The organism is Anaerophilus nitritigenes, assembly GCF_004138215.1.
Classification (GTDB): domain Bacteria; phylum Bacillota; class Clostridia; order Peptostreptococcales; family Thermotaleaceae; genus Anaerophilus; species Anaerophilus nitritogenes.
In genome coordinates this window covers 1-24,940 of record NZ_RYYS01000073.1, presented here as the reverse complement: position 1 = coordinate 24,940, position 24,940 = coordinate 1, and the positions used below count along the sequence as shown (strand labels likewise).

Genomic DNA, 24,940 nt, shown 5'->3' with positions numbered 1-24,940 from the left:
CCCTCCTATTGTAAGAATGACATTAATTGTTGTTTTGTATTTTGTGCATCTTGAGCAGATTGTTGAAACATTTGTTTAATTTGTGGATCTGTTGCTTGTTGTGCATAAGATTGAAGCTTTTGATAAGCTGTCTCATGAGAACCAATAAGATGTCTAATATTTTGAAGCTCTAATTGATTAAGTTGTGTCACCTATAACACTCCTTTCTTTCATTTTCAAATATAGTATCTTTAATTGAGATAGAAATTATTCAGAAAATATTTTTTAAAATTTTTGTTTATTTTCTTATCAAAATAAAAGCTATATATCCTATATAAGATAAAAATAAAAAAAAACCTTCTTTTCTAGATAATTCATATTGAGTTTTAGAAAAAATAAAAAGTAATATGGTAGATCCAATCATCAAAATCACATCTGTAAATACTCTTGGATCAATAGGTATAGTAGCAACAGTGGACGATACTCCTAAAACAAATACAATATTAAAAATATTGCTTCCTATAATATTTCCAACAGCAATATCACTTTGTTTTTTAATGGCTGCCGTAATAGATGTAATCATTTCTGGAAGAGAAGTTCCTATCGCTGTAATGGTAAGTCCTACTAATGTTTCACTCAGTCCCAAATCTATAGCAATTTTTGTACTACTTCTTACTACAAATTCTCCTCCTAAAATAATAGCTCCTAAACCGCCTACACCAATAAATATATTTTTTTTCATACTTCCTATTTGTATGTTTTCTTCTGTCTCATTTTTTTCCAAACTATTTGCTGCTACTTCTAGTAAATAATATAAAAATATAATGAAAAAGAATAGTAAAACAAATCCATCTCCCCTTGTAAGTTCATTTTTTGTATGCATCTGAAGCTTTTGATCCATCATAAGTACTAACATCAAAACACTTGATAACAAAGTAAAAGGTATTTCTTTTCGAATGGTTTCTTTTGCAACCGTAAGAGGACGAATCATAGCTGTCACTCCTAAAATAAGAGTCATATTAACCATATTGCTTCCTATTGCATTTCCTAAAGCAATACCACTAGTTTTATTCATAGCTGCTTTGATACTTACTGCAGCTTCTGGTGAGCTTGTTCCAAAAGCTACAATTGTCAGTCCAATGACAATAGGAGAAATTCTAAGGATTTTTGCAACATTAGAAGATGCATCTACAAAATAATCTGCTCCTTTTATAAGAAAAACAAAACCAGATAACAATACTATATACGTCATCATTATTTTACCCCCTATGATATTCACAAATTATTAAGATTAGTTTTACCCTTACATCAATCTTTATTAAAAAATATCAATCATTTTATAAATGATAAGGAACACATTCTTTGAAAAGCTTAAATTATAATAAAATTAAATGATTTTTATTATAAAAAATATAAAATTTTATGATATGATAGAAGGAACGAAAGGAATGAGAATCATATGTTTAAAACCATATATGTAGGACTTTATATTGTATTATACATCATTGTTTTATTCCCTAAGCTTTGGAAAATTAACAAACTAGAAAAACACGGCAAGATAGAAAAAATGAATTCCCTTCTTCATCAAATCGCATACAAATGGGGAAAAGCTACAGTAAATATTACAGGTTCTAAGATTTTAGTATCAGGACTTGAAAATATTCCAGAGGGTCCTGTATTATTTGTTGGAAACCATCAAGGATATTTTGATATCCCTATATTATATACATCTATTCCAAAACCAATATCTTTTGTTGCAAAAATGGAGCTTGGAAATATTCCTATATTTGGAGCATGGATGAAAAAACAAAGATGTATTTTTATTGATCGAGAAAATCCAAGGCAATCTTTAAAAGCAATTCAAGAAGGAGTCAAATCCTTAAAGGAAGGTCATTCTATGGTGATTTTTCCAGAGGGAACAAGAAGTAAAGGTCATGATATGAATGAATTTAAAAAAGGAAGTTTAAAAATGGCTACAAAAGCGAAAGTTCCTATTGTTCCTATCACTATAGACGGCTCTTATAAGATATTAGAAGAAAATAAAAATAGAATCAAAGCATCTGAAGTAAAATTAACAATTTCAAAACCTATTTATACTGAAAATCTTTCTAAGGAAGAAGAGAATGAATTAACTGAAAAAATATATGAAATCATTCAAAACAATCTTAATAAACAATAAAAAGCTAGGACCATCCTAGCTTTTTTTATTCACTGAATATTTTGTTAATGTTTTCATAAATTTTATATTATATAAAAAACTATGCCTAAGTAATCTATTCAAAAAAAAGGAGTGAGTCCAATGGACGAATATAACAAAGAAAATAATATAAATGAATTGAACAATTTAGATGACGATATACTTAATGAAGAAACACTTAATCCTTGGTTAAGTATATGGACTAAACCTAGAAAAACTATAAGATATATTATTAATAATAATCCTAGACAATATGTTATTGTCTTATCCATATTAAATGGAATATTTGGCAGTTTAAATAATGCATCTTCACGAAATTCAGGAGATGACATGTCCATATTTGCAATTTTTGCTTTTTCTATTATTGCTGGAGGACTTGGGGGACTTATTTCATTATACGTCTCTGGAGCATTAATAAATTGGACTGGAAAGTGGATTGGAGGAATTGGATCAAAGGAAAATATAAGGGCAGCAATAGCATGGGGCTGTGCTCCTTTTGTACTAAGCTCTATACTTTGGATTCCAGAACTTATTTTATTTGGTAATGAAATGTTTACAAGTTTAACTCCAAATCTAGATTCTAGTCCCACATTGAGTATACTTCTTATTATATTTGGTGTAATAGAAATCATTATAGCCATATGGAGTTTCGTTGTAGGACTAAAGTGTGTAGGAGAAGTTCAAGGATTTTCTGCTTGGAGGGCTTTAGGTAACTGTCTTTTAGCTGGATTATTTATTATTATCCCTATTGCTATCATTATACTTATAATGATAAGTATGTTTTAAAAAATTTATTAGGCATAGTCTTTTGGATAGAATGATAGGCTAAGGATATTCCTTAGCCTATCTCATATCCCAATAAGAATATCCTCTACTATGAGGATGATCTCGTACATCTAAGTGAGTAAAATTTTTATACACTCCTATTCCTGTAAAACCCATCTTGATTGCAATCTTTGCGATCTCTTCTGGAGAAAATCCATTTACTCTAATATCTACAGCGTTTCCTAATAAATGCTGACTTTTGGGAGAGCCTCCTATCTTTTGATTATAAGAATGTGATCGATACCCCGAATTGATGATCATAGGTCTTCTTATTTTGTCTCTCATCTCTTGAAGAAGTCTTATGAGTTTGTAATCATATACCACTTCATTTTTTCCTTCTTTACATACAAACTCTGAGATCTTGAAATTTTTAGATATATTCATATTGGATACAACTTTAAACATCATCATTCCTCCATTTCATTATTTTTCTCTTTCATCTTTTTAAGTGCCTTTACAATAAAAGCAGGCAAAGGAACTCCTAAGCCTGCAATATTCTCTGTAATGGATATGCCTTCATTTGCTATATAAAAATAAATGGTCATGGTTCTAAAGACAGGATTTTGTGATGCTACCGCCAAATCTAGCTGATGAGCAAGAATAATGACCATAAAAATAGCCGCCTTTTTAAGCAGCCCCTTGTGTCCTATCTCACTTGATATTTCTTTGTTTTTATATCCTTTCATTAAACCTGTTATATAATCCATTGCTATCAATATTACTAAAATATGAATAATTCTATTCCACTCTCCTATCAATATACTCATGCCAGTTCCTAAACCTACTATGATCATATTTATACTATTTTTTATATCCATTTGCATCGTCCTTTATTAAGTTTTTATTGAGTACTTTGCTTTTTAAAAAACATTATATTGCTTACATTTTCTTATTAGAATTACTTCGCATAATTTTCTTATTAGCTAACGACTTCTAAATTAACTTTTTCCAATAACTCTTGATATTGTTCTATGGTTATCTGATTAAAAGTAAAAAATACATTTAACTTATTTGTCATATCTTCTTTTTCATAATGATTATTTTCAATAAGATTTTTTAATAAATTATACAACATTATTCTACACCCCCTGCAATTCTCCATCAACTTTTACCCATATCTTATCTATCTCTCTTAATACTCCATCTACCTTGACCCAGCCATTCTCGGAAGTTTTAAGTTGCCCGTTAATTTTCATTTTAAGTGCTGCAAATACTAAGCCTTTTTTTACATACCAATATCCATCTTGTATTCCATTGTATGGGTATATACCTTCTTCGGCTTGGATGGTTTCTAAGAGATTTTGTTTTCCATAAATATGTTCATAAATAGTTATAAACTTTTCATTTTTGGTTACATACCACCAACCTAATAGGTTTCCTTCGTATTTTTCTCCTGCATAAACAGGAATCTTGGTAACTCTAACTTTATATAATGCATACAGATTTGGATTATATGGCTCTTCTTCCTTATAAAAATATCCTATATCCCCAACTTTAGCCACGCTTCCGGTCTGTCTTATTCCAACCATATTATAATAAGTTCCAGAAGGGTATTTTAGATATTTAGCATTTTGTGTTTGGTTATAATCTACTCTAGGGGCTCCATTTACAACTATACTCCCACTTGAAGGAAACCATGTTCCTAGTGCATCAGTAGCAATATTTATTGTTTCTTTTCTAATATAAGACTGTGGTTTATCTAGAGTTTCACTCCACCTTTTATTCACTGTCCATTTTTCATAATAATACTTAGTCATTATATATCACCATACTTTATCCATATTTCACCGTTTTTCATAGCTTCTACATCTGCATCATTTGGAGATAAAATTACATTTCTAATTTGTGCAACCGTATATGATGTATTGCTTTTTGCTTTAACTATACCAGTAAATTCTCCCCCTACCTTATCCATTTTCTCATCATTTAAAGTTTCTACTTGTTTCTCAACATCAGCCTGATGCACAATAATACTTTTATGAATTTCATTAATGGCACCTGTATGTGTTTTATCTTTTGTATTCAATTTACTATTATTCAACACTTCATTTTGTAAATCTATAATTTCATCATCTATTTTATCCATGTTCTCATTGATCACTTTAATATCTGCAGTTTCATGATCTAAAGGTTTTTTTAACTTTATATTCCTAGTTAGCTCTGGCATCCTATCACCTTCCTTGTTCTCATTTCTTTCCAATTCATCTTCTTTACCTGCCCCCAAGTTGTCTGTCTCATTTGTAACCATGTAATATAAAGAAATTCATATAATATTTCTAAATGTGCAGGTTTAATTTCTTCAATAGCATTTTTTAAATCCTCTATATTCGGAGGCACTCCATAAACACTAGTAAATATAATGTTGATCCTGCCATCAAACTTAACCTCCACATTTCCATTTGTATAAGCATCTGCTACTAATTTGATCAGCTTATGATCTACTTTGCCTGTTCCTCTCCATTTGGACTTTATGGTACTTCTGCGGTCTTCATAAGTTCTATCTTTATCTGTTTGAATTCCAAGCTCTTTTTCATATATATCTAGTGCCCAAGTAGCTGTCTCTATAAATAATTGTCTTTCTAAATCCTTTAGATCTAATGTGATTTGATCTAATTCTTTTTCTTGTACTTTCATAAGTTCGTGAAATACCTTTGATTTTTGCTCATAAAAGGGTAAATATTTTAACATTCTATTTTTAAGCAATAATAACCCCTCCTAGCACTGGAACTGCCTCTTCATGAATCATGATATTTTTCTTTTCATTGTTGATAGTCAAATCAGAAAAATCCAGTATCCCTTTTGAATCTAATACAATACTGGCAATCTTATTGTAGCTTACCTTGTTTTCTCTAAAAGCAATTTCTTTTAAATATAATTTTATATTTTCTTCTACATCTTTTTGAATCACTTCTTGTAAAATAGCCGGATCTTTCTCTGTTAGATGAAAATTAATATTTAAAACTACAGATTTAGCACTTACTACTGTACAAAAGGCTCCAATAGGAGCTTTGCCTTCCCCTAATCCTTTAGATCCAGGATCAATATACTCTTGTACTTCTTTAGCAAGATCTATATTTGGCTTTTTCTCTTTATCAATAACTACGACCTTTACCGTATTCGGCTGATTATTAGGTAGAGGTATAACTCTTGCATCTCCTACTCCTGTGACTTCCTTTGCCCAATTAAGATAATGATATTTATTCCCTGATGTAGCAGGAGTCCGAATGCGTTCGTAGTATCTTTGCAAAAGTTCTTCATCACTTTCTGCATCATAACCATTTGTAAATTCTTTTTGATTCACTACTCTTTCAATACTTGTAAGAGTAACAGGAAAATATTTAATAGTTTCTGCTGCAACATTTCCTATAACACCATATGCTTCACACTTTACCCATACTTCTATTTGTCCTTTATCATCTATAGTTTTATCTTCTTGTATGACAAAGTCTACCGTATCACTAGAGACTTTATCATTTATACAAACCTTTGCTCCTTTTTTTCCTATAATCGTTACATGACCTGTAGCTTGAGTAGCTGGTTTCCTTTTGATTCCTGTTTTTTCGTATACCCTTTGTTCTAACTGGGCTCCTTTTAAGTTTTTGATTTCTAATTTATCTTCTAAGCTTTTCATATCATTTTTCATATACTCTAGCTCAATAGCAACAGGCTTTAGAGCATCATAAAAAAAAGACCCTTCTGATCGATCATAAATACTAGATACATTTTTAATCATTCTATCTTGTATCACTTCTTTATCCTCTAGCATAAGATTTCACCTCCTTATTAAAACTTTCTCCATCTATTAAATTCACTTTAAAAGATAAATTTAAATAAGATGTTTTCTTTTCTATCTTCCAATTAGAAATAGACTTTATCATAGGATGCTTCATAAGTGATTGACTGATTTCTCTTTTTAATTCTGCTTCTATAAAATCCTTTGGAAGATTTTTTCCTATAATGAGATCTTCTACAATCACACCATATTCATTTTTATCTTTTCTTTCATAGATTTTATATTTATATTTTTCTGTTCTTAACACTTTATCAATCCATCCTTTTACTGCATCTATATCAGATATTTCTACTAATCTCCCATCTCTGATGACAAAATCACCTTTATCAAAGTCAAATAAAAAAGACTTACCTATCCTTGGTAAATCCTTTGGCTCCTCTTCTTTCATTTTTAAATTTACTACTTGTGGAAACACTATAACCTCACCCCCTTGTCTATAAGAAAGTAGGTCTGTTCGTCTGTAGTAGGAATTAACATTACTTGATCCCCTTTTTTCAAGGTATCTATATATTTGAATGTTCCTTTCATACTTACATTTCCTTCTACATTTCCATTTACTACTTCATAGGTAGTAGGAACACTAGATTTTAATGTAATCGATCCACTTTCTCCACTAGTTTTTTCTTCTCCTTTGATTTCAAATTGCCTCTCATAATCGTTTAGAACATGGGCTCCTATAATCAAATGCTCTTTTGTCAGTATAATCTTATCTCCTAAAGATACTTGTATATTAGGAGGAGGACTAATGATCTTTCCTATTTGTGGCCCTAAGTAAGCTCTATTGTCTCTTTCTTTAAACAAACTTGCCAATTCACTAATTCCATCCATTACATCACCCCCAATCCCAATTGCATTTTATGGATTCCATTTTGAACAGTATGAGTCACATTCTTAATTAAATATTTTCCACATATACCTGTGATTGGTTCTTGGATTTTAATGGTTCTTCCTGCTCTTACTCCATCATCTCCTAGCATTTCTACACTATTTTCTTCAAATATTTTTCCTAATTCTTTTAACATATTGTTTGCAATATTTTTTGCCTGAATTTTATCCTTTTTTTCTATACTCACTACATCTTGAAGTAATCCATATTCTTGAATCAATTTTTCTTTTTTCTCTGTAACAATTAAATGATCATCTGATATAACTTGAATGCTATTTTTCATCTCTTCTATAGATCTTTTTCGACTAGAAGTAGAAATAGCACTGCTCACATCATAATGCTGTATATTTTGTGCCAATTGAAAAGTTCCTTGTACCTCTAATTCTTGTTGTTTTTCTATATACAATTTCCCTGCTCTCATTTCCATCCTATACTTGGTTTGTGTACTTTTATGAGCTATATCTAAAATATCTTCAATGATTTCACTTACAGCTTTATCATTGTATATTTTATTGATAACTGTAGAAATAGGAGCTATAGATCCAATAGGAATGGAGAAATCATTTAAAATCTTTTCTATAGCTTTCTTTCCTGTGGTTTTATTAAACTGATAAACAGCTTTACTTTTATTCAAATAAAAAGCACAATCAAAGCAACTATAGTTGATCTTCCCTCTTCCATTTCTTTCTTCAGATACTACAATTCCTCTAAATATTTCATCTTTGTTTTTTAATATTATCAAACTTCCTAGCTGTACTGGATTAGCTGGAAAATATCGATCATCATTAAAAGCAATATCAAAGTCAAGCTCTTGTCCTAGCTCACTGATATTGCTTCTCCACTGAATATTTCCAACCAAAGGGGTAATATCTGTCTGTATATTATTTTTTATACTCAATAGCTGATACATACTACACCACCTTTTGTTCTAGTTTGATAAATTTAAATTCATTTAAAGTAAGAGTATAGTAAATATCTCCAGTTCCGTCTTGTTGTCCATATTCAAAACTTTCTATTGTACAAGGCATATTCACTAATTCATTAGAAGAATCTGTAATAACCAATCGGATAGGTACTCTTCTACTCTTCCATTCCTCTAGGATTTTTATATATTCCCACCCTTTATATCTTCTATCTCTTAAAAAAGGATAGTCTTGGTTTGGAAAAAATGATTGGATAGATATACTCTTTAAAGAATCCATACCAATAAGTTTGATTTCCCCTTGATTGATGGTATCAAAACTTTCATTTTTCATTCCTGACTGTATCTTAAATTCTTTAGGCAATACAGGAAGTCTAATGACTTGTTCTCGGTTATTAATAGAAAGAAATATATCCATATATCCACCTCCCTTATGCATATCTATAGTTATTGGACATAGATTGTTTTAATCTTGGAACCAATTCATTTAAAATTTCTGTAGTAGACTTATTTGTTCCACTAATATTAATGGTATATTTGTTTTGATTTTTAATAGAATTATCTACTCGAGTACCCATAATCTTTGTTCCTGCTTTAGCTACTTTATTAGCTTTTGGAGTAATTTTATTATTCTTATAAAGCTTATAAACATTGTTTTCAGATACTTTTGTTGATGATTTGATGTGATTTTTTTGTTGTATCTTATTTTTCGTGCGTCCTCTATTTGGTAACTCCCTCATCTTCCCACCATTTCTTCCTGATTTTTGAATGGTAGATAAGGATCTTTTAGGTACAAAAAAATTTTTCACTGGATCAATGATCTTTCCAGCACCATTATCTAATTTTTTTTGTATATGTTTTGGAGCTGCTTCATAAAAAACAGTTCCTGCAAAGTTTGCAATAGAACCTACTGTAGATAATGCCGTTCCTACTCCTGGTATCACTTGAGTTGCATCTAAAGCTGTATCCGTTATTGCTAAAGCCGTTAAAAACTTACTGTCTCCTTTTAGAATTGTTTTCGCATTTTCTGCATATCCTACCATAGGGAAAAATGATTTTTTAAATGCTTTTCCAATACTTACAACTTGAGGAAACTTAGTAGCCATTTTATACGTTAAAGTATTATATTTTCCTTTTACCATCTCTTTTGTTATTTTTCCTAATGTTTTTGCAGCACTGCTATAGTCCTTATTTCTAAGATTTCCAATATACTTTATTGATTTTTCAATAGCTCCTCCACTTTTTTTACCTATTATCCTCTTTAAGCTACTATAATTTTCTGAAGCTACTTGCTTTGTAATCTTTGCTATAGTCTTTGCTTGGGTATTCAAATCTTTTCCACTAAATTCTCCTATTTTCTTTACTAGATTATAAGACATATCTCCTAATTGATTTTTATATTTACTAGTTATTTTAAAAAATGTCTTTTTACCTACTTCATTTATTTTTCCCTTTGTATCATCATGAGTTGCTATATTCTTCATATGCTCAGTAAACTCATGATTGGTGTTATAAAGATTGCCTTTCTTTTTTACTTTTTTCCCTATGTTATCTAAAGGCGAGTCAACATATTCTTTTACAAATTGTGATTTTATTTTATTCAGCTTTTTAATAGGTTCTAGACTAGATGTTAATTTCTTTTTCATGATATCTAGGGGAAAATTAACATGTTTTTTCGCAATCTGCGATTTCATTTTATTGAACTTTTTAATATGTCCCAGACTAGATGTTAATTTTTTAATAGATTCACTCATAAAATCTGTGATTTCATCTTTTACAAAAGCCTGCAATTCTTCTTTTTGTTTTTTTGCAAATTCACCCTGATAATTATTTTTTATTTTCTCTACCCAGCTTTCATCGCTCATTCATTCACCACCTTTTTTTAGAAATAGAAAAGGCACCTATTCAAGGTACCTTTCAGATTGTAGCTAAACTTTTTATTGATAAAGTCACAAAAACAAGGAACATCTATTGAAAATTTGTGAAAATATAGAATAAGGGAGAAAATTGATAGCATTACACTGTTTGAGCATAGCGAGTTTGTAATGCTATTTTCGACCATTTCTACATATTTTCCAAATTCGAAAATTAGTGACGTTTTTTATGACTTTGTCATAAAGTCAAAAGGCACCTATTCAAGGTACCTTTATTCTTCTATTTCTCTTTTCATCATTTCTTCAATTTCTTGCATTTCCTTTTCATAAAATGCCATCAAAAGAATCAATTCACCCCTTGGCATATTGTAGATCACAGACGGTCTGATTCCTTTTGTTTTCCAAAAATAATAAATCATTTGAGTCAAACCATCTGTGTCAATTAGTTTTTTACTTCTTCTACAGCTCCACCATCAAATCCGCTTAATTCTCCAATCATATTGTATAAAGTCAAAATCTCTCCAGGAAGAAGAAGCTTTCTTACTAAATCCTTTGGTGTATATACATGAAATTTATCCATTAATTCCTTTGTTTTAAATCTTGGGTTTTTCACTCCTTCTATAACAGTCATAAGCTGTAATTCCCCAATATTTATATTCTCTTGATTTTCATGCATAGCCATTTCTTGAATTTCTTCCATTTTATCAGGAGTTAATGCTTCCACTTGGAAAATTACTTTATCTCCTGTCATAGAAGATAATCTTTTTATTTCTACTTCTTTACTAGGCTTTTTTAATTTCTTTTCATCTAATTGAAGCAACAAATCTAATGTATTCATATTCATCCTCCTTATTCTGGCTGAATCATATCAGCAAAATCATAGTCTGTAAATGTAAATGGACATTCTACTTTTCCTAATGCTTTTGTCTCAAAATTCATAAGAGTTAAATCATCAAAGCTTACTTCCTTAAGTACAACTCTTTCTGATTGACCATCTATTGTATCTGGATCAGCTAATTTTGAAATGATGGTAAATCTTATATCTTTTCCTTTTTTGATCATATCCCCCAGCTTAATTGCCATTCTAGAGTTTACTTTGTGCATCTTTAGTGTTCCTTTTCCTTCCCATCCTGTAATCTTTGTATCCTTTGCTAAAACTCCACACATATTTACATCTTCTTTTTTTAATGTAATTTTCGCCTCAAGTCCTGTTAACTCACTTACTTTATCTCCATCTAACCAAATTTCTCCCCATGTACCATTAATCACTCTATTTCCAGATATTTTATTTGTCATTTAAACTCCTCCTTACATGAATATTTCCATTTTTAAATCTTCCATTGCATCTAAAAACTTTACTTTTGCCTTGATAAATACTTCACTTCCAGTGTTGTACTCTTTGATTTCTTGTTCCTTTAATGCTTCTACCTCTATACCTTTTTTCATAAGATATAATCTTTGTCCGATCATATCAATTTCTGCCTTGTTATCATAATCTGGGTCTAATACATCTGTTCTTTCTAATTCTTCAAAATAAGCATTAATAGCTGCTAAAAACAATACTTTATTGTCATAGGAATTTACTACTTTTCCCACATAAGATCCATCAAAAGTATCATGAATATCATCTCTCATAAGATCTACTGCATCTACAATCTTTATTTTCTTAAATTCTTCACCCTTTGTAGCTGTAGTAGTCGTCAAAGAATTGACTCCCCTGCCTATTTTGATTTTTTCTCCATCATGGATAAAAATTAATTTTCCATCATCAATATCTTTATCTGGATTTTCTGATTCTGTAATACTTTCTACTTCATTGAATGCATAATAAGTAGAGCTTCTTGTAAATGGAAGTCCTGCAAGTACTCCAGCAATCCTACAAGTATATTGACTTGCACTATAAGTAATATCCCCTACCTTTATATCCTCTGTGGCAAAATTGATAATTCCTTCATGATCTGCCTCCACATTTGGAAGTACTGCTTTAAATGTCTTTTTATTGTTTTGTCTTTGTTCTTTAATCCATGAAACAATATTTTGAACAGCTTCTTGTGAAATTCCTGGAATAGAAAGATAATTCCACTTCTTACTTTTCAATCTCTTTAAAGCTACTGCATAATCTTCTACCATTCCAATTCTTTCAACAATAATTTTGCTAGGTGTTCCCATGAAAGCTTTTTCAATATAATCTTTATTCTCTTTTGTCCAATGATCTTTTGTTACTTCATCGATAGATTTGTACTCTACTGATTCTAAATCCACTCTATCCTCTTTTAAAATAAGTGCCACAATTCCTCTAGCACTTCTTTTGATTGCTGTTGTTCCTTGTGTTTTAAATTCAATTAATATTTGTGGTAAACCCATTAGATCTCCTCCTTTATTCTTAAATCCTTCATAATTTCATAATTTTCATATTCATAGACTTTCGTCTCGTCTATTTTGTCTATAAAAGCTATATTAAAAGAAAATACTAAAATTTTTTCTACCATTTTTACTTTTGTTTCTTGGATAGTAAATTTCCTATCCTCTACTTCTAAAACACAAGAGAAAATATCTTGTAATTTCTCTAAAACCTCAATATTTTCTTTTATGGTTTGGCTTTTTGAAAAGTATTGAATGTCTACTTTGATTTTTTTATTTTGATAATATCTGCTTTCTAGTGTAGTAGCTACAGGTAAAACTTCAATAAAAAATGCAGGTTTATCTAATAATTCTCCCTGCATAGTGTCATAAAAATGACTTGTATCAAAATTATTCTTTAACCATTTAATTACAGTCTCTTGAATTTTAAATAAGGTAATCATCATCTCTCCTTCCACAATCTTCTTCGTTCCATAAGTTTTTCCTCAATCAAATGGTTTAATAAATGGCTCATCTCCATAAAATCCATTAATGTTTTTTCATTAGTTTCTATAGACTGATTGCTTTCCTTGTGCAATTCTTTTTCCATTGTTTCTAATTTTCCCTTAAGTTTTAATACATCTTCTTTATAAGCATCCCTTTGTTGGATCACTTGATTGAGTCTCATTCTTGGAACAAATTGATTATTATTTAAGAGTATCTTTTGATTTTTTGTCTTTTCCTTTACTTCTTTGTATAAACTTTCTCCTAGGATCTCTTTTAACTCCTTCATTAAAATCATCTCCTTTTATTCCTTTACGTGTTTTACGTGTAACGCCACGATTCATTCTTCTCATTTTAAATTATAATGGATTCTTTTTTATCATATCGGTCTAGTTTCGGCACTTTTTCGTCATATCCAATGCAGATATCTCTAATAAAATACTATTTTTGAGTATTTTATAGATTTTGGTTAAAGCCTTGTTTCTTATTTCTCTACATTGTCTTTCTTCTATATTGACCTCAAAGGTAATATAACGCCAAATTTTCTTGTCCACATACTTCATCTTTATAATTTGTTTTTCTAAATCTGTAAGACTCTCTACGGCATTATGAATTCTTTTTAGAAATCTTTCTATATGTCTTTTTTCAAATTCAAGTAAATCAATCATTTCCTCTATTTCTAAATCCTTCAATACTTGCATTTCTGTTTTAGAAAAAAATTGATTGTTTCTTATAAAATCTTCATAATTAATACCCTTTAAACTTAAATATTGCATATCTTTTAAATCTCCGATCTGAAGTTCTATTTCTTTTATTTTTGCTTCATATTGTTTTAAATTTTTAAGGGTATTTTCTACTCCTTTCATGCTTATCTTCTTGTTACTCCTTTGTATATTTTCTTTTTCTAAACTTTGTGTATACATAAACCTTCACCACCATAAATAGTTTATTTTTTATATATGTAATAAAAATACATTTATTGATTTTTATTTAATTTATTGATTTTTTTGTATATCTCTTATTTTAAAGTATAATATGTATTTTTTATGAATTGAGGCATACTTGTGGCATTTTATCGGAACTTTTCCTCCAAACATTTTAGATATATAGAAAATTATACCACATTTTTCCGAACATGTGTTCGTTTATTGTAAAAAAATAAAACTCAGCTCAAATCAAATGAACTAAGTTTTATTTTTTATCTTATTTACTACTTCTTAAATTTAAATGTATCTCCCATATACATAACCTCTTCTAATTGTTGATCATAATCCTTTGAACCATTAATATAATAAATCATTGCATATTCATCTTTATGATCATGATCAAATATATATAGTTGCATATATTTAACTTCTTTTCCTTGTACAGTAGCTGTAACAGTTGTTTTTACTGCTTCTCCATTAGATAAAGTGTTTTTTTCCATTTTTAATATCTTTTGATCTACCATGTTATGTACTTTTCATAAATCTTTACATACATTATCTAATTTAATATTTATATAAAATGATAGCTATAGTGCTTTCTTACTATTCATTCTAAGATATGGAAAAGTTATTTTATTGATTTAATTTCCAAATAAAAAAATTTAGAACCCCTGCAAAAGCTACCCATATAATATATGGAATCAATAAATATCCTGCCCATGCATCTAATTTATAAAATTTACAAAATGTAATCAAAATAAGTATCCATAAAACAATTAATTCTAAAAATGCAAATCCTCTTAAACCTAGTCCAAAGAAAAGTATAGGCCAGAAAAAATTAAAAAACAGCTGTAATCCATAAAATAACAATGCATTTTTTACTTTAGGATTCTCAACTCCTAACATAAAAATTCTGTAACTTGCTATTCCCATAAAAAAATACAGAATAGTCCATGCAATAGGAAAAACCCAACCTGGTGGTGAAAAATCTGGTCTTATCAAATTTTGATACTCCATATATGAATCTTTTGTTAAAAAAGCACTCAATACCCCTACTAGCTCTGGAATTAAGATACATACAATTAGTGCAAAAATATTTTTCCTTCCTCTTACTTTAAACAACTTCATCACAATCCTTTCTTTTAAAATTTCCAGGGAAATGAACATTTATTTATATATTATTTACATTTTTACTTTTATATACTTTTTTGAAATATTTTTCTTTTTAGTATACTATATAAATAGAATGAGTAGCACTAGATGATAGGGGGTAAATTATGAAATATATTACAATCAAAATAAAGCATATATTATGCTTTGTAGTCATTTTATTGCTAGGTTTTTTAAGCTTTCAAATTTTTTATCCAGATATCCTTTATGGTATTGGAAAATTATATGAGATAAATGAAAAACATGACATAGCCCATAGTTATTATGACAAAATATTAAAAACAGATCCTTCTAGTCCTATGGCTAGCTTTACTACCCATAGAAAGTTTTTAAATATATTGTCTGCTAAAAATCTCTATATTATGACAGATTTGGTATATATAGATCCTGATATGTCTGGTAAAAACGATTTTAATATTTCAAAAGAGGATTTGCAAAAGATTAATGAACAATATGAAAAAGTCATAAAAAACTCAATCAATCCCAATCTAAAATTAAAACTACAATTAGATACAGCCCTTTTAAATTGGTTTGGAGGAGATTATCATAGATCTATTGAAATTCTTGAAGAAAAAAACAAAGTGGGAGATCTTACCCTTTTAAATTTTCACAAATTATTTTTATCTTCTATTCATCTTTTAACAGGAGATATTGAAAAAATTCCAACCATAATAGATAAAAATAATTTAAATCTTTATAATCCTCTAAAAGATAAAGCTTCTTTTATTCTTTCTTATTATCATTTATTAAGGGGAGAAGATTATTCTGTACCTCCATATGAAATGAGTAATTATCATTCTTTATCTAATGAATATGAACTTTATGCTAGAATTCTGAATATAGAAGATGCCCTACAAAATATTTCATATGAACTTAAAAAAGATCCTTCATCTGGAGATAACCAAGTCCATGGAACATTAACACTAGAAAAAAAAACTCTTCCTTATAAAATTTTGCTCCTTAAAGAAAAAGACGACACTACCATGTCTACATCTTTTATAGGAGAAGAATTTTATTCAATAGCCATAACAGATCAAAATGGGAATTTTTCTTTTACGAATATTCCTAAAGGAGAATATAAAATAGCAGCTTATGTTCCTTGGCCTTTAATTAAAGAAAAAAATTTTTATACTCCAAAGGGAGGCTCTATTAAACTTGAACAAAATACAAAATATGAGACATATATATCTTTTACAAAAAAATTAAATATAAAAAATGTAGATGTATCTTCAGATCATACCAAAATTTCATTTGATTTTGATCCAGTAGATGGTGCATCCTTTTATACTTTGGATATGGGAGAAGTCTACAAAGAAAATAATAAAAAAGATGCCACTTATACCTTTCATTCAAATCATTTTACAACAAATCATATCTCTATAGATGTAGAAAAACATAGAGAAAGTAGAGGTGGTGGACTTTCTTGGGATGATAAAGGAATTATTCCTCGTTATATATGGGGGGGATTTTATCATGAAGGAGAATATACCTATAAAATTACTGCCCATGATGAATATGGTATCATTGGAGATAGCTTTGGTATGTGGTCTAATGAAAAATATCCTACCATATGGATTCCTGGAGCACAATTTACTAAAGAAGATCAATTATTATTAGATCGATCTTACGAAAAGGCTATAGAGGGATATAAAAAAATTTTAGAAAAAGACCCTAGTGATATTCATGCTCTAAGCATATTATCCACTCTATATTCATTTGAAGGCAGAGAAAAATCTAAAATTGAAGATATTCAACATGCTATTATTTATACAGAGAAATTACACAAACTTCTTCCTCATGATCAGCGTATAAAAGAAGATCTTCAATATCTAAAAAATAAACTGAAAAATTATAAAAAATAAATTTTATAAAACTTTTATCAAAATCATGAATTTTCCACTCACCTTTAGGACAAACTTTTATTATATTAAAGTAGAGGAGAGTGGAATTTTTTATGGATACTGCAATATCTTTACCTCCTAAATCTATTCATGTTGATACTCCTATGGCATCCCATCATTTTCAAAAAGTGCTTACTAAGTATCTAGATGAATATTATACAAATGAATATGGTGATTTGGTTATTTTATGCATAGGAACAGATCGGTCTACTGGAGATGCATTAGGTCCTTTAATTGGATATAAACTTGAAAAACATTTAAAAAACAAAGATAATATTTTTGTTCATGGTACATTAGATAATCCTGTACATGCAAAAAATTTAGATACCTCTATACAGTTCATATATACTACCTATGATACCCCTTTTATCATCGCTATAGATGCTTGTTTGGGAAGAAATGAAAGCATAGGTAAAGTAACTATAGGATATGGTCCTATCAAGCCAGGAGCAGGGGTTAATAAAGATTTAACTTATATTGGAAATATTCACATTACAGGAGTAGTTAATCTGGGTGGCTTTATGGAATATATGGTTCTTCAAAATACAAGGCTTAGTCTTGTCATGAACATGGCTGATATGATTTCAGATGGAATTTTGTATAGCCTTTGGCATCAATTAAGAAAAGTAAAGAAGGAGCAATCTTTTGTTACCAATTGATTTGCTCCTTCTTATTTAAAATAAAGATTCATAAGCTCTTTTTTCAATAGCATAAATAATATCTTGTATATTTTTATTCGCTACATTAATAATTAAAGCTCCTCTATCCATATCTATTACATTATCAAAATTTTCAAGATAACTTAAGCTACTATGATTGCTATCATACAAAATAGCATCTACTTCTTTAGCATAATTTTCATCTACTACCTCATAACCCCTTGCTTCTAATTCTTTTCCAAGAGGCTTTAAATCATCTTGTATAGCAATAATCTTTGGCATAAAAACACCTCCTAGCTGTATTATTACTAGAAGGTTTTTTATTTATACTTTATTTTATTAAATTCTTATAAAACTTTCTTCACATATTCATTTAAAGATTGTCTTTTTGCTCGATCTAGTGCTTGAAGTTCTTCAACAGAAAGAGAATGGGATGATTTTCCTTTTTTTATAGGCTTTCCATAAACCACATTGTTACTTCTACTATAAATACTAGTAATGAGAATTCCATTGTCTTGCTCATCTAGTAGTGCCATAGAAAAACTCAAAGTTCCTCCTATATCATCAAATGCATTATATTGAATGATTCCTACTTTTTGAATACTATAAAGAATTTTATGTTGGATTTGTTCTATAGAAAGATCCATATTATTCATACGAATATCTAATTGATCAATTTTAGAATAATATTGATCAATAATTTCTTCTATATTTTTTCCTTCCATATTATTAGATAATCTTTCATATTTTTTCTTAAGTCTGGAGAACTTTCTTCCTTGTATAAATACAAGAATTAATAATAATATACTCGTTAAAGCACTATAAAAAATAATAATTTCCATATTGTTGCTTATAAACTGAAACATTTGCGCCATTTCTTTCACTCCTTTAAAGTTTCCTGTAAAATATATTATCTCATGGAAACTCAAAAAAATAAATAGTATGTATAATTTTAACACATACTATTTTTTATCATGAATAGAGAATAACTACTCTTCCATTTCCTCACAAATTCTTTTAATAGCACCAATCGCCTTTTTTATGTCTTCCTCTGTATTAAAATATCCTATACTAAAACGAACTGTTCCCTGTTCAAAGGTTCCTATAGTTTTGTGAGCAAGTGGTGCACAGTGAAGACCAGATCGTACACCTATAGAAAAAACTTTATCTAATAAATAACTAACTTCTGAAGAGTCTTCCTGCCCTATATTGATAGAAACTACTGCTGCTTGTTTTTTTTCGTTTTTGGGTCCATATATTTTTACTTTCTCAATTTGTTTTAATCCCATTAACATATACCGTGTCAAATATTCTTCATGCTCTCTAATCTTATCTATTCCCTCTTTTAATATAAACTCTATTCCTGCTCCTAATCCAGCAATACCACTTGTATTTGGAGTTCCACTTTCATATCGATCTGGAAGTATGTCTGGTTGAGTTAATAATTCTGACTTACTTCCTGTTCCACCTTCTTTCATCTGCATAAGTTCTATATCTTCTTTTATATATAAAATACCAGTTCCCTGTGGCCCTAACAATCCTTTATGTCCTGGAGCTGCTAAAAGATCTATGTTCATTTTTTGTACATCTATAGGATATACTCCTGCTGTTTGAGCAGCATCTACTAAAAATAAAATATTAGCTTCTTTCGCTATTTCTCCTACTTCATAAATAGGCATAATAGTTCCTGTTACATTCGATCCATGAGTCATTGCAATGAGCTTTGTATTTTTTTGAATAGCTTTTTTTATATCTTTTGGATGTATCTTTCCATCTTGATCACATTGTACAATAGTATGATCAACACCAAACTTTTTAAGAGTCATAATGGGACGAATCATAGAATTATGCTCCATACTCGTTGTGATCACATGATCTCCACTTTTTAATATTCCCTTTAAAGCTAAGTTTAAAGAATCGGTAGCATTACATGTAAAAATAATTTGCATAGGATTGTCTATATGAAACAACTCACATAAAAGTTCTCTTGTTCTATAGATGATCCTTCCAGCCTGTAGTGCTAATGTATGGCCAGATCTACCTGGATTAGCTCCATATTTTCTCATACATTCATCCATTTTTAAATATACATTTTCTGGTTTAGGATAAGTTGTTGCTGCATTATCTAAATAAATCATCCTTCACACCTCACTTTATCAAATCAACCTATAGTACATATATTATGCATCCCTTTAATCATTGTGATATACCCATATGGTTTTTATACATTATATCAAGTATATAAATATTTCATTCTTATTTTTTATGTATTTGTACTTTTTTTCATTCTGATTTGAGGACTTTTATAAAGAAGCATCATAAACCATACGCTTAAGATGATTCCTTTTAGAATACTACTAATACTAATACTCCACCATACTCCATTTAATCCAAGTAATTTTTCAGAAGATAAAATCTTTGCTGCTGGAACTCTAAGTCCCGTAAAAACAATTCCTATAACAGAAGGTGGAATAGTACGTCCAATCCCATTAAAAGCTCCAGCTGTAGTAATCTCTATACAAATAAATAGTTGAGATAACCCTAAGATTCTTAAATATTCAATTCCATAAGCAATAGCCTCTTTTTCTGGTATAAAAACTGAAAATACAGGTCTTGCTCCTAATATTAATAAAAGAGTTGCAAAAACTCCTATACATCCTACTAGTCCCAATGCAATAAAATACCCTTTATAGATCCTCTCTCCTTTTCTTGCTCCATAATTTTGACCTACAAAAGTTCCAAGAGCTGTTGAAAATCCTCCTGCTGTCATCCAAGAAATTGCTTCTATCTGAGCTCCTACCTTTTGAACTGCAATAGGTACAGCTCCCCAATGAGCAATGATTCTTGCAAGAAACATAGAAAATATAGTAAATAATCCACTTTGAAATCCTACTGGAAATCCCAATTCCATAATTTTTTTCATATAATCCATTTGAGGTTTTTTAAATAAAGAAAATTTGTCAAATAATATAAATTTTCCTCTAATACTTATTATAAAGCTAATTGTTACAATCAATTGAGCACTAATTGTTGCAATAGCAGCTCCCTTTACTCCTAAAGCAGGAATAGGTCCTAATCCAAATATTAATAAAGGGTCTAATATCATATTGGCAATAAGTCCAATACAATTCATAATAAAAGGAGTTTTACTATTTCCATAACCATTTAATATCCCTGTTAAAACAGGATTTAAAAAATAAAAAACAAAACCCAATGTTACAATCACTAAATAATCAATGGCTTTTTGAATAACTTCTTGGTCTCCTAATTTAAAAAAATCAATAAATTGATTCCTAAATAACAAAATAATAGATCCATATAATATAGCTAAAAAAATAATCAACTGGACTGTATTTTGTACATATCCTTTTGCAGTCTTTATATCTTCTTTTCCTATAGATTGAGCGACTCCTATTTCCGCAGCTGTCTTTGGTATTAATATAAATGCCATAGCAAGCCAAGTAAAAAATCCTGCTGTTCCTACAGCTGCTACAGATTTACTTCCTACCCTTCCAATCCAGATCATATCAGTCATATTGTAAGCCATCTGGACAAAAGAAGTACCTGTAATAGGAATGGCTAATTTTACTAAAGCCTTTGAAATACTTCCCTCTGTTAATTTCGTATTTGTCATCATAATATTTTCTCCTTCTATAACTATAAATCTTTATGTTTATAAAATATGATTGATTTTATCATCATTATACTATATACCTATTTTTTGTACTTAAAATAGAAAATATAATCATTCCTATTATAAGTCCATCAATGAATGTCACTATATAAGTTCCTATATAAGAAATATTTATATGATCCATTAAAAACATTCTTCCTGATAAAAAAGCTAAAGCTGACAGTAAAATAAAACCATAATAAAATATTTTTTTCTTTATACTCCAATAAAAAAACTGATAACTGTTTAATCTTCTTTTTTGATAAATATAAACAAGAATAATCAAAAACCCTAAAAAAGTACTTCCATGCTGCATTAATTTATAAATTGGAATCTTATGATCTAGTATCCATAACTCCTTTGTTAAAATTGAGATTCTTCTTACAAAAAATCCTTTACTATGAGTAAATCCATCCCAAAATACATGAGAGATCATTCCTAATAAACATGAATAGATAAAAATAATCCATTCCTTTATAGAACTTAGCTTCCATTTTTCATAAGCAATATAACTATACCATCGATCTAAAGGAGTAGGTAAACTCATTATAAAAGGCTTTTTGATAAATATATGAAATAAATAAGCAAAAACAAAACATAGGGGTAAATTCAAAGAAAAAAAGCCTATTATGGAATGACCAATTGTTCTTATAGGTTTGAATTTTAGAAAATATTCAAAATCAGGAGCCATACTCCCTAGAACTAAAGCTGTTAAATTAAAATACTTTGTATATTTTTCTTTAATAGGCAAAATAATAGCTGGATGTGAAAAAGTAAATGGCATATACTACCCCCTTTTTTATCGTTATCAATGATATTATACAACATAATAGAACGACACAGGGGTCGTTCCCTACATCATACAAAAAATAAACCGCTATATAGCGGTTCCTTACTACTTCCAAACTATATTTTACCAAAGTATAAAATGAGAATCAATTACTAAGAATTTGTGAAAATATAGAATAAGTGAGAAAATCATTAGCATTACACTATTTGAGCAAAAGCGAGTTTGTAATGCTATTTTTGACCGTTTCTATATATTTTCCAAATTTGAAAGTTAGTGACGAGTTTTATGACTTTGTCTACAAACTCAAATCGATCTACAAAAGTTTCACATGAAACATTAACTTATGCTTCCCCCTAATACCTCTATTAATCTTTCTAACTCTTCTTCGTTATAATACTCAATTTCTATTTTTCCTTTCTTCTTACCATTGATGATATTTACTTTTGTTCCTAACCTTTCTTTTAACACATCCTCTATATAAGATATATGATCATCTTTTCGTATTTTCTGTTTAGATGGTTCTTTTTTATTTTCTATCATCTTTGCAATAATATTTTCTGTTTCTCGTACAGATAAACTATTTTTAATAATTTCTTCAGCTAATTGTTTTTGTAACTCATCGTCTCCTATACGTAGTAAAGCCCTTGCATGTCCACTAGAAATCAATTCATTAATCAACATATTTTGTACTTCTTCTGTAAGATTTAATAATCTTATGGTATTGGCAATATAAGGCCTACTTTTTCCAATACTACATGATATTTCTTCTTGAGTAATTCTATATTTTTCCATTAAATTCTTATATGCAAAAGCCTCTTCTATCGGATTTAGATCCTCCCTTTGAAGATTTTCTATTAAAGCGATTTCCATGCGTCCCTTTTCATCTATATCTTTTATGATACATGGAATTTCATTTAATTCTGCTTGTTTACAAGCTTTCCATCTTCTTTCTCCTGCTATGATTTCATAACCGTCTCCAATAGGTCTAATAACAATTGGTTGAATGACTCCATGATTTTTAATAGATTCTGATAAAGCTTCTAATTTTTCTTCATTAAAATGTTTACGAGGTTGATTTTTATTAGGTTTAATTTTATGAATAGAAACTGTTTCTATGATTCCTTTATTCTCGTTTTGAAGATCATCATCTTTTTTTTCTGGAATTAAAGCACTAAGTCCTTTTCCTAAAACATTTCTTCTTTTGACCATCTAGATCACATCTCCTTCTATATCTTCTTCTAAATATAAAAACTCTTCTGCAAATTCCGAATAGGCTTGTGCTCCTTTAGATTTAGGATCATACTCAATAATAGAAAGACCATAGCTTGGGGCTTCTGCAAGTCTTACATTTCTAGGGATTAGTGTTGTATATACTTTTCCTTTAAAATATTTTTTTACTTCATCTACTACTTGTATAGAAAGATTGGTCCTTCCATCAAACATACTTAAAACAACCCCTTGAATTTGAAGGTTTGGGTTTAAATTATTTCGTACTAACTCAATAGTATTCATAAGTTGACTTACTCCTTCTAAAGCATAGTATTCACATTGAATAGGAATCATCACACTATCTACTGCTGTTAATGAATTAATCGTTAGTAATCCTAATGAAGGTGGACAATCTATAAAAATATAATCATAATCATCCTTGACTTGGCTTATGGCATTTTTTAATTTATTTTCTCTATCTTCTAGATAAGTCATTTCAATTTCTGCTCCTGCTAATTGCACACTTGAAGGAATAATAGATAAATTCTCCTTTATATCTTTTATAATACAATTGTTTATATCTATATTATAAATTAATAAATCATATATAGTTACATCTACTTGTTCTTTATCTATTCCTAAACCGCTTGTTGTATTTCCTTGAGGATCTATATCTACAACTAGTATTTTCTTTCCTTTACTAGCCAAACATGCACTTAAATTTACATTTGTTGTGGTTTTGCCTACACCACCTTTTTGATTAAAAACTGCAATGACTTTTCCCACCCTAATCACCTCATCTATTTTCATATTAATATAGACTTCGTTATGTCTTTTGTTATTCCTCTATAAAGACTCAGAAAATTCGTTCTAAATAATATTTTTTTTCGTATAATATATCATGTTGCATTCCTATCTTTAGGGGGACTTTTATATGCTTCGTGTTATTATAACTTCATTTTGGATTGTATTTATTGCAGAATTAGGAGATAAGACACAGCTTCAAACAATGCTTTTGGCTACTCAATCAAAATCTATCCTAGGTGTATTTATTGGTGCTTCTTGTGCATTGGTGCTTAGTGCTTTTTTAGGTGTATTAGCAGGATCTTATATTACTAGATTCATTCCTCCACATTATCTTCAATTTGCTGCAGGAATTGGGTTTATAGTTATAGGAATACTGACATTACTAGGGAAAGTATAATGTATTTCCATCTTTAGACAAAAAGGGTTCTATAATAAATGTTGGGGTGAATAACTCCAACATTTAATTTTTTGCAAAAAAATAAAGC

The 24,940-nt window shown here is 29.3% G+C and carries 35 protein-coding genes; 5 read left to right on the top strand and 30 right to left on the bottom strand.

The window, feature by feature from the left end; translation table 11 throughout:
- Positions 1–5 precede the first annotated feature (5 nt).
- Entirely contained in the window at positions 6–191 is a 186-nt protein-coding gene (locus tag EK368_RS11400) for a hypothetical protein (RefSeq protein WP_129599827.1), read from the bottom strand.
- Positions 192–277: 86 nt separating this feature from the next.
- Complete coding sequence (locus tag EK368_RS11395) at positions 278–1,234, bottom strand: calcium/sodium antiporter (protein WP_243109411.1); 957 nt, start codon at positions 1,232–1,234, stop codon at positions 278–280.
- Positions 1,235–1,438: 204 nt separating this feature from the next.
- On the opposite strand from EK368_RS11395, the gene EK368_RS11390 reads away from it, so the two are divergent.
- The gene (locus tag EK368_RS11390) at positions 1,439–2,158 is read left to right on the top strand and encodes a lysophospholipid acyltransferase family protein (protein ID WP_129599825.1); all 720 of its coding nucleotides are present in this window, start codon (positions 1,439–1,441) and stop codon (positions 2,156–2,158) included.
- 120 nt (positions 2,159–2,278) lie between these two features.
- Entirely contained in the window at positions 2,279–2,962 is a 684-nt protein-coding gene (locus tag EK368_RS11385; protein WP_129599823.1) for a Yip1 family protein, read from the top strand.
- A 57-nt stretch (positions 2,963–3,019) separates the two neighbouring features.
- On the opposite strand, the gene EK368_RS11380 is transcribed toward EK368_RS11385, so the two are convergent.
- From EK368_RS11380 to EK368_RS11285, 21 genes are all read right to left on the bottom strand, one after another.
- Positions 3,020–3,406, bottom strand: coding sequence for a YcbK family protein (locus tag EK368_RS11380; protein ID WP_129599821.1), 387 nt, complete (start codon positions 3,404–3,406; stop codon positions 3,020–3,022).
- A 2-nt stretch (positions 3,407–3,408) separates the two neighbouring features.
- The gene (locus tag EK368_RS11375) at positions 3,409–3,819 is read right to left on the bottom strand and encodes a phage holin family protein (RefSeq protein WP_129599819.1); all 411 of its coding nucleotides are present in this window, start codon (positions 3,817–3,819) and stop codon (positions 3,409–3,411) included.
- A gap of 101 nt (positions 3,820–3,920) precedes the next feature.
- Positions 3,921–4,076 (bottom strand): hypothetical protein, encoded by a 156-nt coding sequence (locus tag EK368_RS11370; protein ID WP_165000431.1) that lies wholly within the window; start codon positions 4,074–4,076, stop codon positions 3,921–3,923.
- Positions 4,077–4,080: 4 nt separating this feature from the next.
- Complete coding sequence (locus EK368_RS11365) at positions 4,081–4,758, bottom strand: hypothetical protein (RefSeq protein ID WP_129599814.1); 678 nt, start codon at positions 4,756–4,758, stop codon at positions 4,081–4,083.
- A complete protein-coding gene (locus EK368_RS11360; RefSeq protein WP_129599812.1) occupies positions 4,758–5,168 on the bottom strand; it encodes a hypothetical protein in 411 nt (136 codons plus the stop codon). The genes EK368_RS11365 and EK368_RS11360 overlap by 1 nt, the downstream gene beginning before the upstream one ends.
- A complete protein-coding gene (locus tag EK368_RS11355; RefSeq protein ID WP_129599810.1) occupies positions 5,156–5,704 on the bottom strand; it encodes a putative phage tail protein in 549 nt (182 codons plus the stop codon). Before EK368_RS11355 ends, EK368_RS11360 begins: the two co-directional genes overlap by 13 nt.
- Entirely contained in the window at positions 5,697–6,767 is a 1,071-nt protein-coding gene (locus EK368_RS11350; RefSeq protein ID WP_129599808.1) for a baseplate J/gp47 family protein, read from the bottom strand. Before EK368_RS11350 ends, EK368_RS11355 begins: the two co-directional genes overlap by 8 nt.
- Positions 6,754–7,209 (bottom strand): DUF2634 domain-containing protein, encoded by a 456-nt coding sequence (locus EK368_RS11345; protein ID WP_129599806.1) that lies wholly within the window; start codon positions 7,207–7,209, stop codon positions 6,754–6,756. Before EK368_RS11345 ends, EK368_RS11350 begins: the two co-directional genes overlap by 14 nt.
- Positions 7,209–7,622 carry a DUF2577 domain-containing protein gene (locus tag EK368_RS11340; protein WP_129599804.1) on the bottom strand — a complete coding sequence of 138 codons (414 nt, stop codon included), beginning with the start codon at positions 7,620–7,622 and terminating at the stop codon, positions 7,209–7,211. The genes EK368_RS11345 and EK368_RS11340 overlap by 1 nt, the downstream gene beginning before the upstream one ends.
- Positions 7,622–8,590: an XkdQ/YqbQ family protein gene (locus EK368_RS11335; protein ID WP_129599802.1), complete on the bottom strand. Its 969-nt coding sequence runs from the start codon at positions 8,588–8,590 to the stop codon at positions 7,622–7,624. Before EK368_RS11335 ends, EK368_RS11340 begins: the two co-directional genes overlap by 1 nt.
- A gap of 1 nt (position 8,591) precedes the next feature.
- Entirely contained in the window at positions 8,592–9,020 is a 429-nt protein-coding gene (locus tag EK368_RS11330) for a hypothetical protein (RefSeq protein ID WP_129599800.1), read from the bottom strand.
- 13 nt (positions 9,021–9,033) lie between these two features.
- Entirely contained in the window at positions 9,034–10,467 is a 1,434-nt protein-coding gene (locus EK368_RS11325) for a hypothetical protein (RefSeq protein ID WP_129599798.1), read from the bottom strand.
- 281 nt (positions 10,468–10,748) lie between these two features.
- Positions 10,749–10,895, bottom strand: coding sequence for a hypothetical protein (locus EK368_RS14940; RefSeq protein ID WP_165000430.1), 147 nt, complete (start codon positions 10,893–10,895; stop codon positions 10,749–10,751).
- A gap of 23 nt (positions 10,896–10,918) precedes the next feature.
- Positions 10,919–11,314 carry a phage tail assembly chaperone gene (locus tag EK368_RS11320; protein ID WP_243109410.1) on the bottom strand — a complete coding sequence of 132 codons (396 nt, stop codon included), beginning with the start codon at positions 11,312–11,314 and terminating at the stop codon, positions 10,919–10,921.
- An 11-nt stretch (positions 11,315–11,325) separates the two neighbouring features.
- Positions 11,326–11,772 carry a phage tail tube protein gene (locus EK368_RS11315; RefSeq protein WP_129599795.1) on the bottom strand — a complete coding sequence of 149 codons (447 nt, stop codon included), beginning with the start codon at positions 11,770–11,772 and terminating at the stop codon, positions 11,326–11,328.
- A 12-nt stretch (positions 11,773–11,784) separates the two neighbouring features.
- Positions 11,785–12,840, bottom strand: coding sequence for a phage tail sheath C-terminal domain-containing protein (locus tag EK368_RS11310; RefSeq protein ID WP_129599793.1), 1,056 nt, complete (start codon positions 12,838–12,840; stop codon positions 11,785–11,787).
- Positions 12,840–13,280 carry a phage tail terminator family protein gene (locus EK368_RS11305; RefSeq protein ID WP_129599791.1) on the bottom strand — a complete coding sequence of 147 codons (441 nt, stop codon included), beginning with the start codon at positions 13,278–13,280 and terminating at the stop codon, positions 12,840–12,842. The genes EK368_RS11310 and EK368_RS11305 overlap by 1 nt, the downstream gene beginning before the upstream one ends.
- On the bottom strand, positions 13,280–13,609 hold the full coding sequence (locus EK368_RS11300; protein WP_129599789.1) for a hypothetical protein: 330 nt from the start codon (positions 13,607–13,609) through the stop codon (positions 13,280–13,282). Before EK368_RS11300 ends, EK368_RS11305 begins: the two co-directional genes overlap by 1 nt.
- A gap of 100 nt (positions 13,610–13,709) precedes the next feature.
- Positions 13,710–14,243, bottom strand: a complete 534-nt coding sequence (locus EK368_RS11295; RefSeq protein ID WP_129599788.1) for a hypothetical protein — start codon at positions 14,241–14,243, stop codon at positions 13,710–13,712.
- Between the two features lie 287 nt (positions 14,244–14,530).
- Positions 14,531–14,770, bottom strand: coding sequence for a hypothetical protein (locus EK368_RS11290; RefSeq protein WP_129599786.1), 240 nt, complete (start codon positions 14,768–14,770; stop codon positions 14,531–14,533).
- A gap of 109 nt (positions 14,771–14,879) precedes the next feature.
- Entirely contained in the window at positions 14,880–15,374 is a 495-nt protein-coding gene (locus tag EK368_RS11285; RefSeq protein ID WP_129599785.1) for a TspO/MBR family protein, read from the bottom strand.
- A 149-nt stretch (positions 15,375–15,523) separates the two neighbouring features.
- Between EK368_RS11285 and EK368_RS11280 the strand changes: the two genes are divergently transcribed.
- Together EK368_RS11280 and yyaC are read left to right on the top strand one after the other, a co-directional pair.
- Complete coding sequence (locus EK368_RS11280) at positions 15,524–17,278, top strand: hypothetical protein (RefSeq protein WP_129599783.1); 1,755 nt, start codon at positions 15,524–15,526, stop codon at positions 17,276–17,278.
- Positions 17,279–17,370: 92 nt separating this feature from the next.
- A complete protein-coding gene (gene yyaC / locus EK368_RS11275; protein WP_129599781.1) occupies positions 17,371–17,976 on the top strand; it encodes a spore protease YyaC in 606 nt (201 codons plus the stop codon).
- A gap of 15 nt (positions 17,977–17,991) precedes the next feature.
- On the opposite strand, the gene EK368_RS11270 is transcribed toward yyaC, so the two are convergent.
- The 7 genes from EK368_RS11270 to EK368_RS11240 form a co-directional block, all read right to left on the bottom strand.
- Positions 17,992–18,258, bottom strand: a complete 267-nt coding sequence (locus tag EK368_RS11270; protein WP_129599779.1) for a YkuS family protein — start codon at positions 18,256–18,258, stop codon at positions 17,992–17,994.
- A gap of 65 nt (positions 18,259–18,323) precedes the next feature.
- Positions 18,324–18,851: a DUF4446 family protein gene (locus EK368_RS11265; RefSeq protein WP_129599777.1), complete on the bottom strand. Its 528-nt coding sequence runs from the start codon at positions 18,849–18,851 to the stop codon at positions 18,324–18,326.
- Positions 18,852–18,965: 114 nt separating this feature from the next.
- Positions 18,966–20,114, bottom strand: coding sequence for an aminotransferase class V-fold PLP-dependent enzyme (locus tag EK368_RS11260; protein ID WP_129599775.1), 1,149 nt, complete (start codon positions 20,112–20,114; stop codon positions 18,966–18,968).
- Between the two features lie 125 nt (positions 20,115–20,239).
- On the bottom strand, positions 20,240–21,613 hold the full coding sequence (locus EK368_RS11255) for an MATE family efflux transporter (protein WP_129599773.1): 1,374 nt from the start codon (positions 21,611–21,613) through the stop codon (positions 20,240–20,242).
- Between the two features lie 64 nt (positions 21,614–21,677).
- A complete protein-coding gene (locus tag EK368_RS11250) occupies positions 21,678–22,433 on the bottom strand; it encodes a DUF4184 family protein (RefSeq protein WP_129599772.1) in 756 nt (251 codons plus the stop codon).
- 342 nt (positions 22,434–22,775) lie between these two features.
- Positions 22,776–23,648, bottom strand: a complete 873-nt coding sequence (locus EK368_RS11245) for a ParB/RepB/Spo0J family partition protein (RefSeq protein WP_129599770.1) — start codon at positions 23,646–23,648, stop codon at positions 22,776–22,778.
- Positions 23,649–24,434, bottom strand: coding sequence for a ParA family protein (locus EK368_RS11240; protein ID WP_129599768.1), 786 nt, complete (start codon positions 24,432–24,434; stop codon positions 23,649–23,651).
- A 148-nt stretch (positions 24,435–24,582) separates the two neighbouring features.
- On the opposite strand from EK368_RS11240, the gene EK368_RS11235 reads away from it, so the two are divergent.
- Complete coding sequence (locus EK368_RS11235) at positions 24,583–24,852, top strand: TMEM165/GDT1 family protein (RefSeq protein ID WP_129599767.1); 270 nt, start codon at positions 24,583–24,585, stop codon at positions 24,850–24,852.
- The last annotated feature ends 88 nt before the right edge of the window (positions 24,853–24,940 follow it).

Bases quoted from the DNA above. Each gene is read 5' to 3' on its own strand.
- EK368_RS11395 (WP_243109411.1), bottom strand. From the start codon at position 1,234: ATGATGACGTATATAGTATTGTTATCTGGTTTTGTTTTTCTTATAAAA.
- EK368_RS11390 (WP_129599825.1), top strand. From the start codon at position 1,439: ATGTTTAAAACCATATATGTAGGACTTTATATTGTATTATACATCATT.
- EK368_RS11385 (WP_129599823.1), top strand. From the start codon at position 2,279: ATGGACGAATATAACAAAGAAAATAATATAAATGAATTGAACAATTTA.
- EK368_RS11380 (WP_129599821.1), bottom strand. From the start codon at position 3,406: ATGTTTAAAGTTGTATCCAATATGAATATATCTAAAAATTTCAAGATC.
- EK368_RS11375 (WP_129599819.1), bottom strand. From the start codon at position 3,819: ATGGATATAAAAAATAGTATAAATATGATCATAGTAGGTTTAGGAACT.
- EK368_RS11370 (WP_165000431.1), bottom strand. From the start codon at position 4,076: ATGTTGTATAATTTATTAAAAAATCTTATTGAAAATAATCATTATGAA.
- EK368_RS11365 (WP_129599814.1), bottom strand. From the start codon at position 4,758: ATGACTAAGTATTATTATGAAAAATGGACAGTGAATAAAAGGTGGAGT.
- EK368_RS11360 (WP_129599812.1), bottom strand. From the start codon at position 5,168: ATGCCAGAGCTAACTAGGAATATAAAGTTAAAAAAACCTTTAGATCAT.
- EK368_RS11350 (WP_129599808.1), bottom strand. From the start codon at position 6,767: ATGCTAGAGGATAAAGAAGTGATACAAGATAGAATGATTAAAAATGTA.
- EK368_RS11340 (WP_129599804.1), bottom strand. From the start codon at position 7,622: ATGGATGGAATTAGTGAATTGGCAAGTTTGTTTAAAGAAAGAGACAAT.
- EK368_RS11335 (WP_129599802.1), bottom strand. From the start codon at position 8,590: ATGTATCAGCTATTGAGTATAAAAAATAATATACAGACAGATATTACC.
- EK368_RS11330 (WP_129599800.1), bottom strand. From the start codon at position 9,020: ATGGATATATTTCTTTCTATTAATAACCGAGAACAAGTCATTAGACTT.
- EK368_RS11325 (WP_129599798.1), bottom strand. From the start codon at position 10,467: ATGAGCGATGAAAGCTGGGTAGAGAAAATAAAAAATAATTATCAGGGT.
- EK368_RS14940 (WP_165000430.1), bottom strand. From the start codon at position 10,895: ATGATTTATTATTTTTGGAAAACAAAAGGAATCAGACCGTCTGTGATC.
- EK368_RS11320 (WP_243109410.1), bottom strand. From the start codon at position 11,314: ATGAATACATTAGATTTGTTGCTTCAATTAGATGAAAAGAAATTAAAA.
- EK368_RS11315 (WP_129599795.1), bottom strand. From the start codon at position 11,772: ATGACAAATAAAATATCTGGAAATAGAGTGATTAATGGTACATGGGGA.
- EK368_RS11310 (WP_129599793.1), bottom strand. From the start codon at position 12,840: ATGGGTTTACCACAAATATTAATTGAATTTAAAACACAAGGAACAACA.
- EK368_RS11305 (WP_129599791.1), bottom strand. From the start codon at position 13,280: ATGATTACCTTATTTAAAATTCAAGAGACTGTAATTAAATGGTTAAAG.
- EK368_RS11300 (WP_129599789.1), bottom strand. From the start codon at position 13,609: ATGAAGGAGTTAAAAGAGATCCTAGGAGAAAGTTTATACAAAGAAGTA.
- EK368_RS11295 (WP_129599788.1), bottom strand. From the start codon at position 14,243: ATGTATACACAAAGTTTAGAAAAAGAAAATATACAAAGGAGTAACAAG.
- EK368_RS11290 (WP_129599786.1), bottom strand. From the start codon at position 14,770: ATGGTAGATCAAAAGATATTAAAAATGGAAAAAAACACTTTATCTAAT.
- EK368_RS11285 (WP_129599785.1), bottom strand. From the start codon at position 15,374: ATGAAGTTGTTTAAAGTAAGAGGAAGGAAAAATATTTTTGCACTAATT.
- EK368_RS11280 (WP_129599783.1), top strand. From the start codon at position 15,524: ATGAAATATATTACAATCAAAATAAAGCATATATTATGCTTTGTAGTC.
- yyaC (WP_129599781.1), top strand. From the start codon at position 17,371: ATGGATACTGCAATATCTTTACCTCCTAAATCTATTCATGTTGATACT.
- EK368_RS11270 (WP_129599779.1), bottom strand. From the start codon at position 18,258: ATGCCAAAGATTATTGCTATACAAGATGATTTAAAGCCTCTTGGAAAA.
- EK368_RS11265 (WP_129599777.1), bottom strand. From the start codon at position 18,851: ATGGCGCAAATGTTTCAGTTTATAAGCAACAATATGGAAATTATTATT.
- EK368_RS11260 (WP_129599775.1), bottom strand. From the start codon at position 20,114: ATGATTTATTTAGATAATGCAGCAACAACTTATCCTAAACCAGAAAAT.
- EK368_RS11255 (WP_129599773.1), bottom strand. From the start codon at position 21,613: ATGATGACAAATACGAAATTAACAGAGGGAAGTATTTCAAAGGCTTTA.
- EK368_RS11250 (WP_129599772.1), bottom strand. From the start codon at position 22,433: ATGCCATTTACTTTTTCACATCCAGCTATTATTTTGCCTATTAAAGAA.
- EK368_RS11245 (WP_129599770.1), bottom strand. From the start codon at position 23,648: ATGGTCAAAAGAAGAAATGTTTTAGGAAAAGGACTTAGTGCTTTAATT.
- EK368_RS11235 (WP_129599767.1), top strand. From the start codon at position 24,583: ATGCTTCGTGTTATTATAACTTCATTTTGGATTGTATTTATTGCAGAA.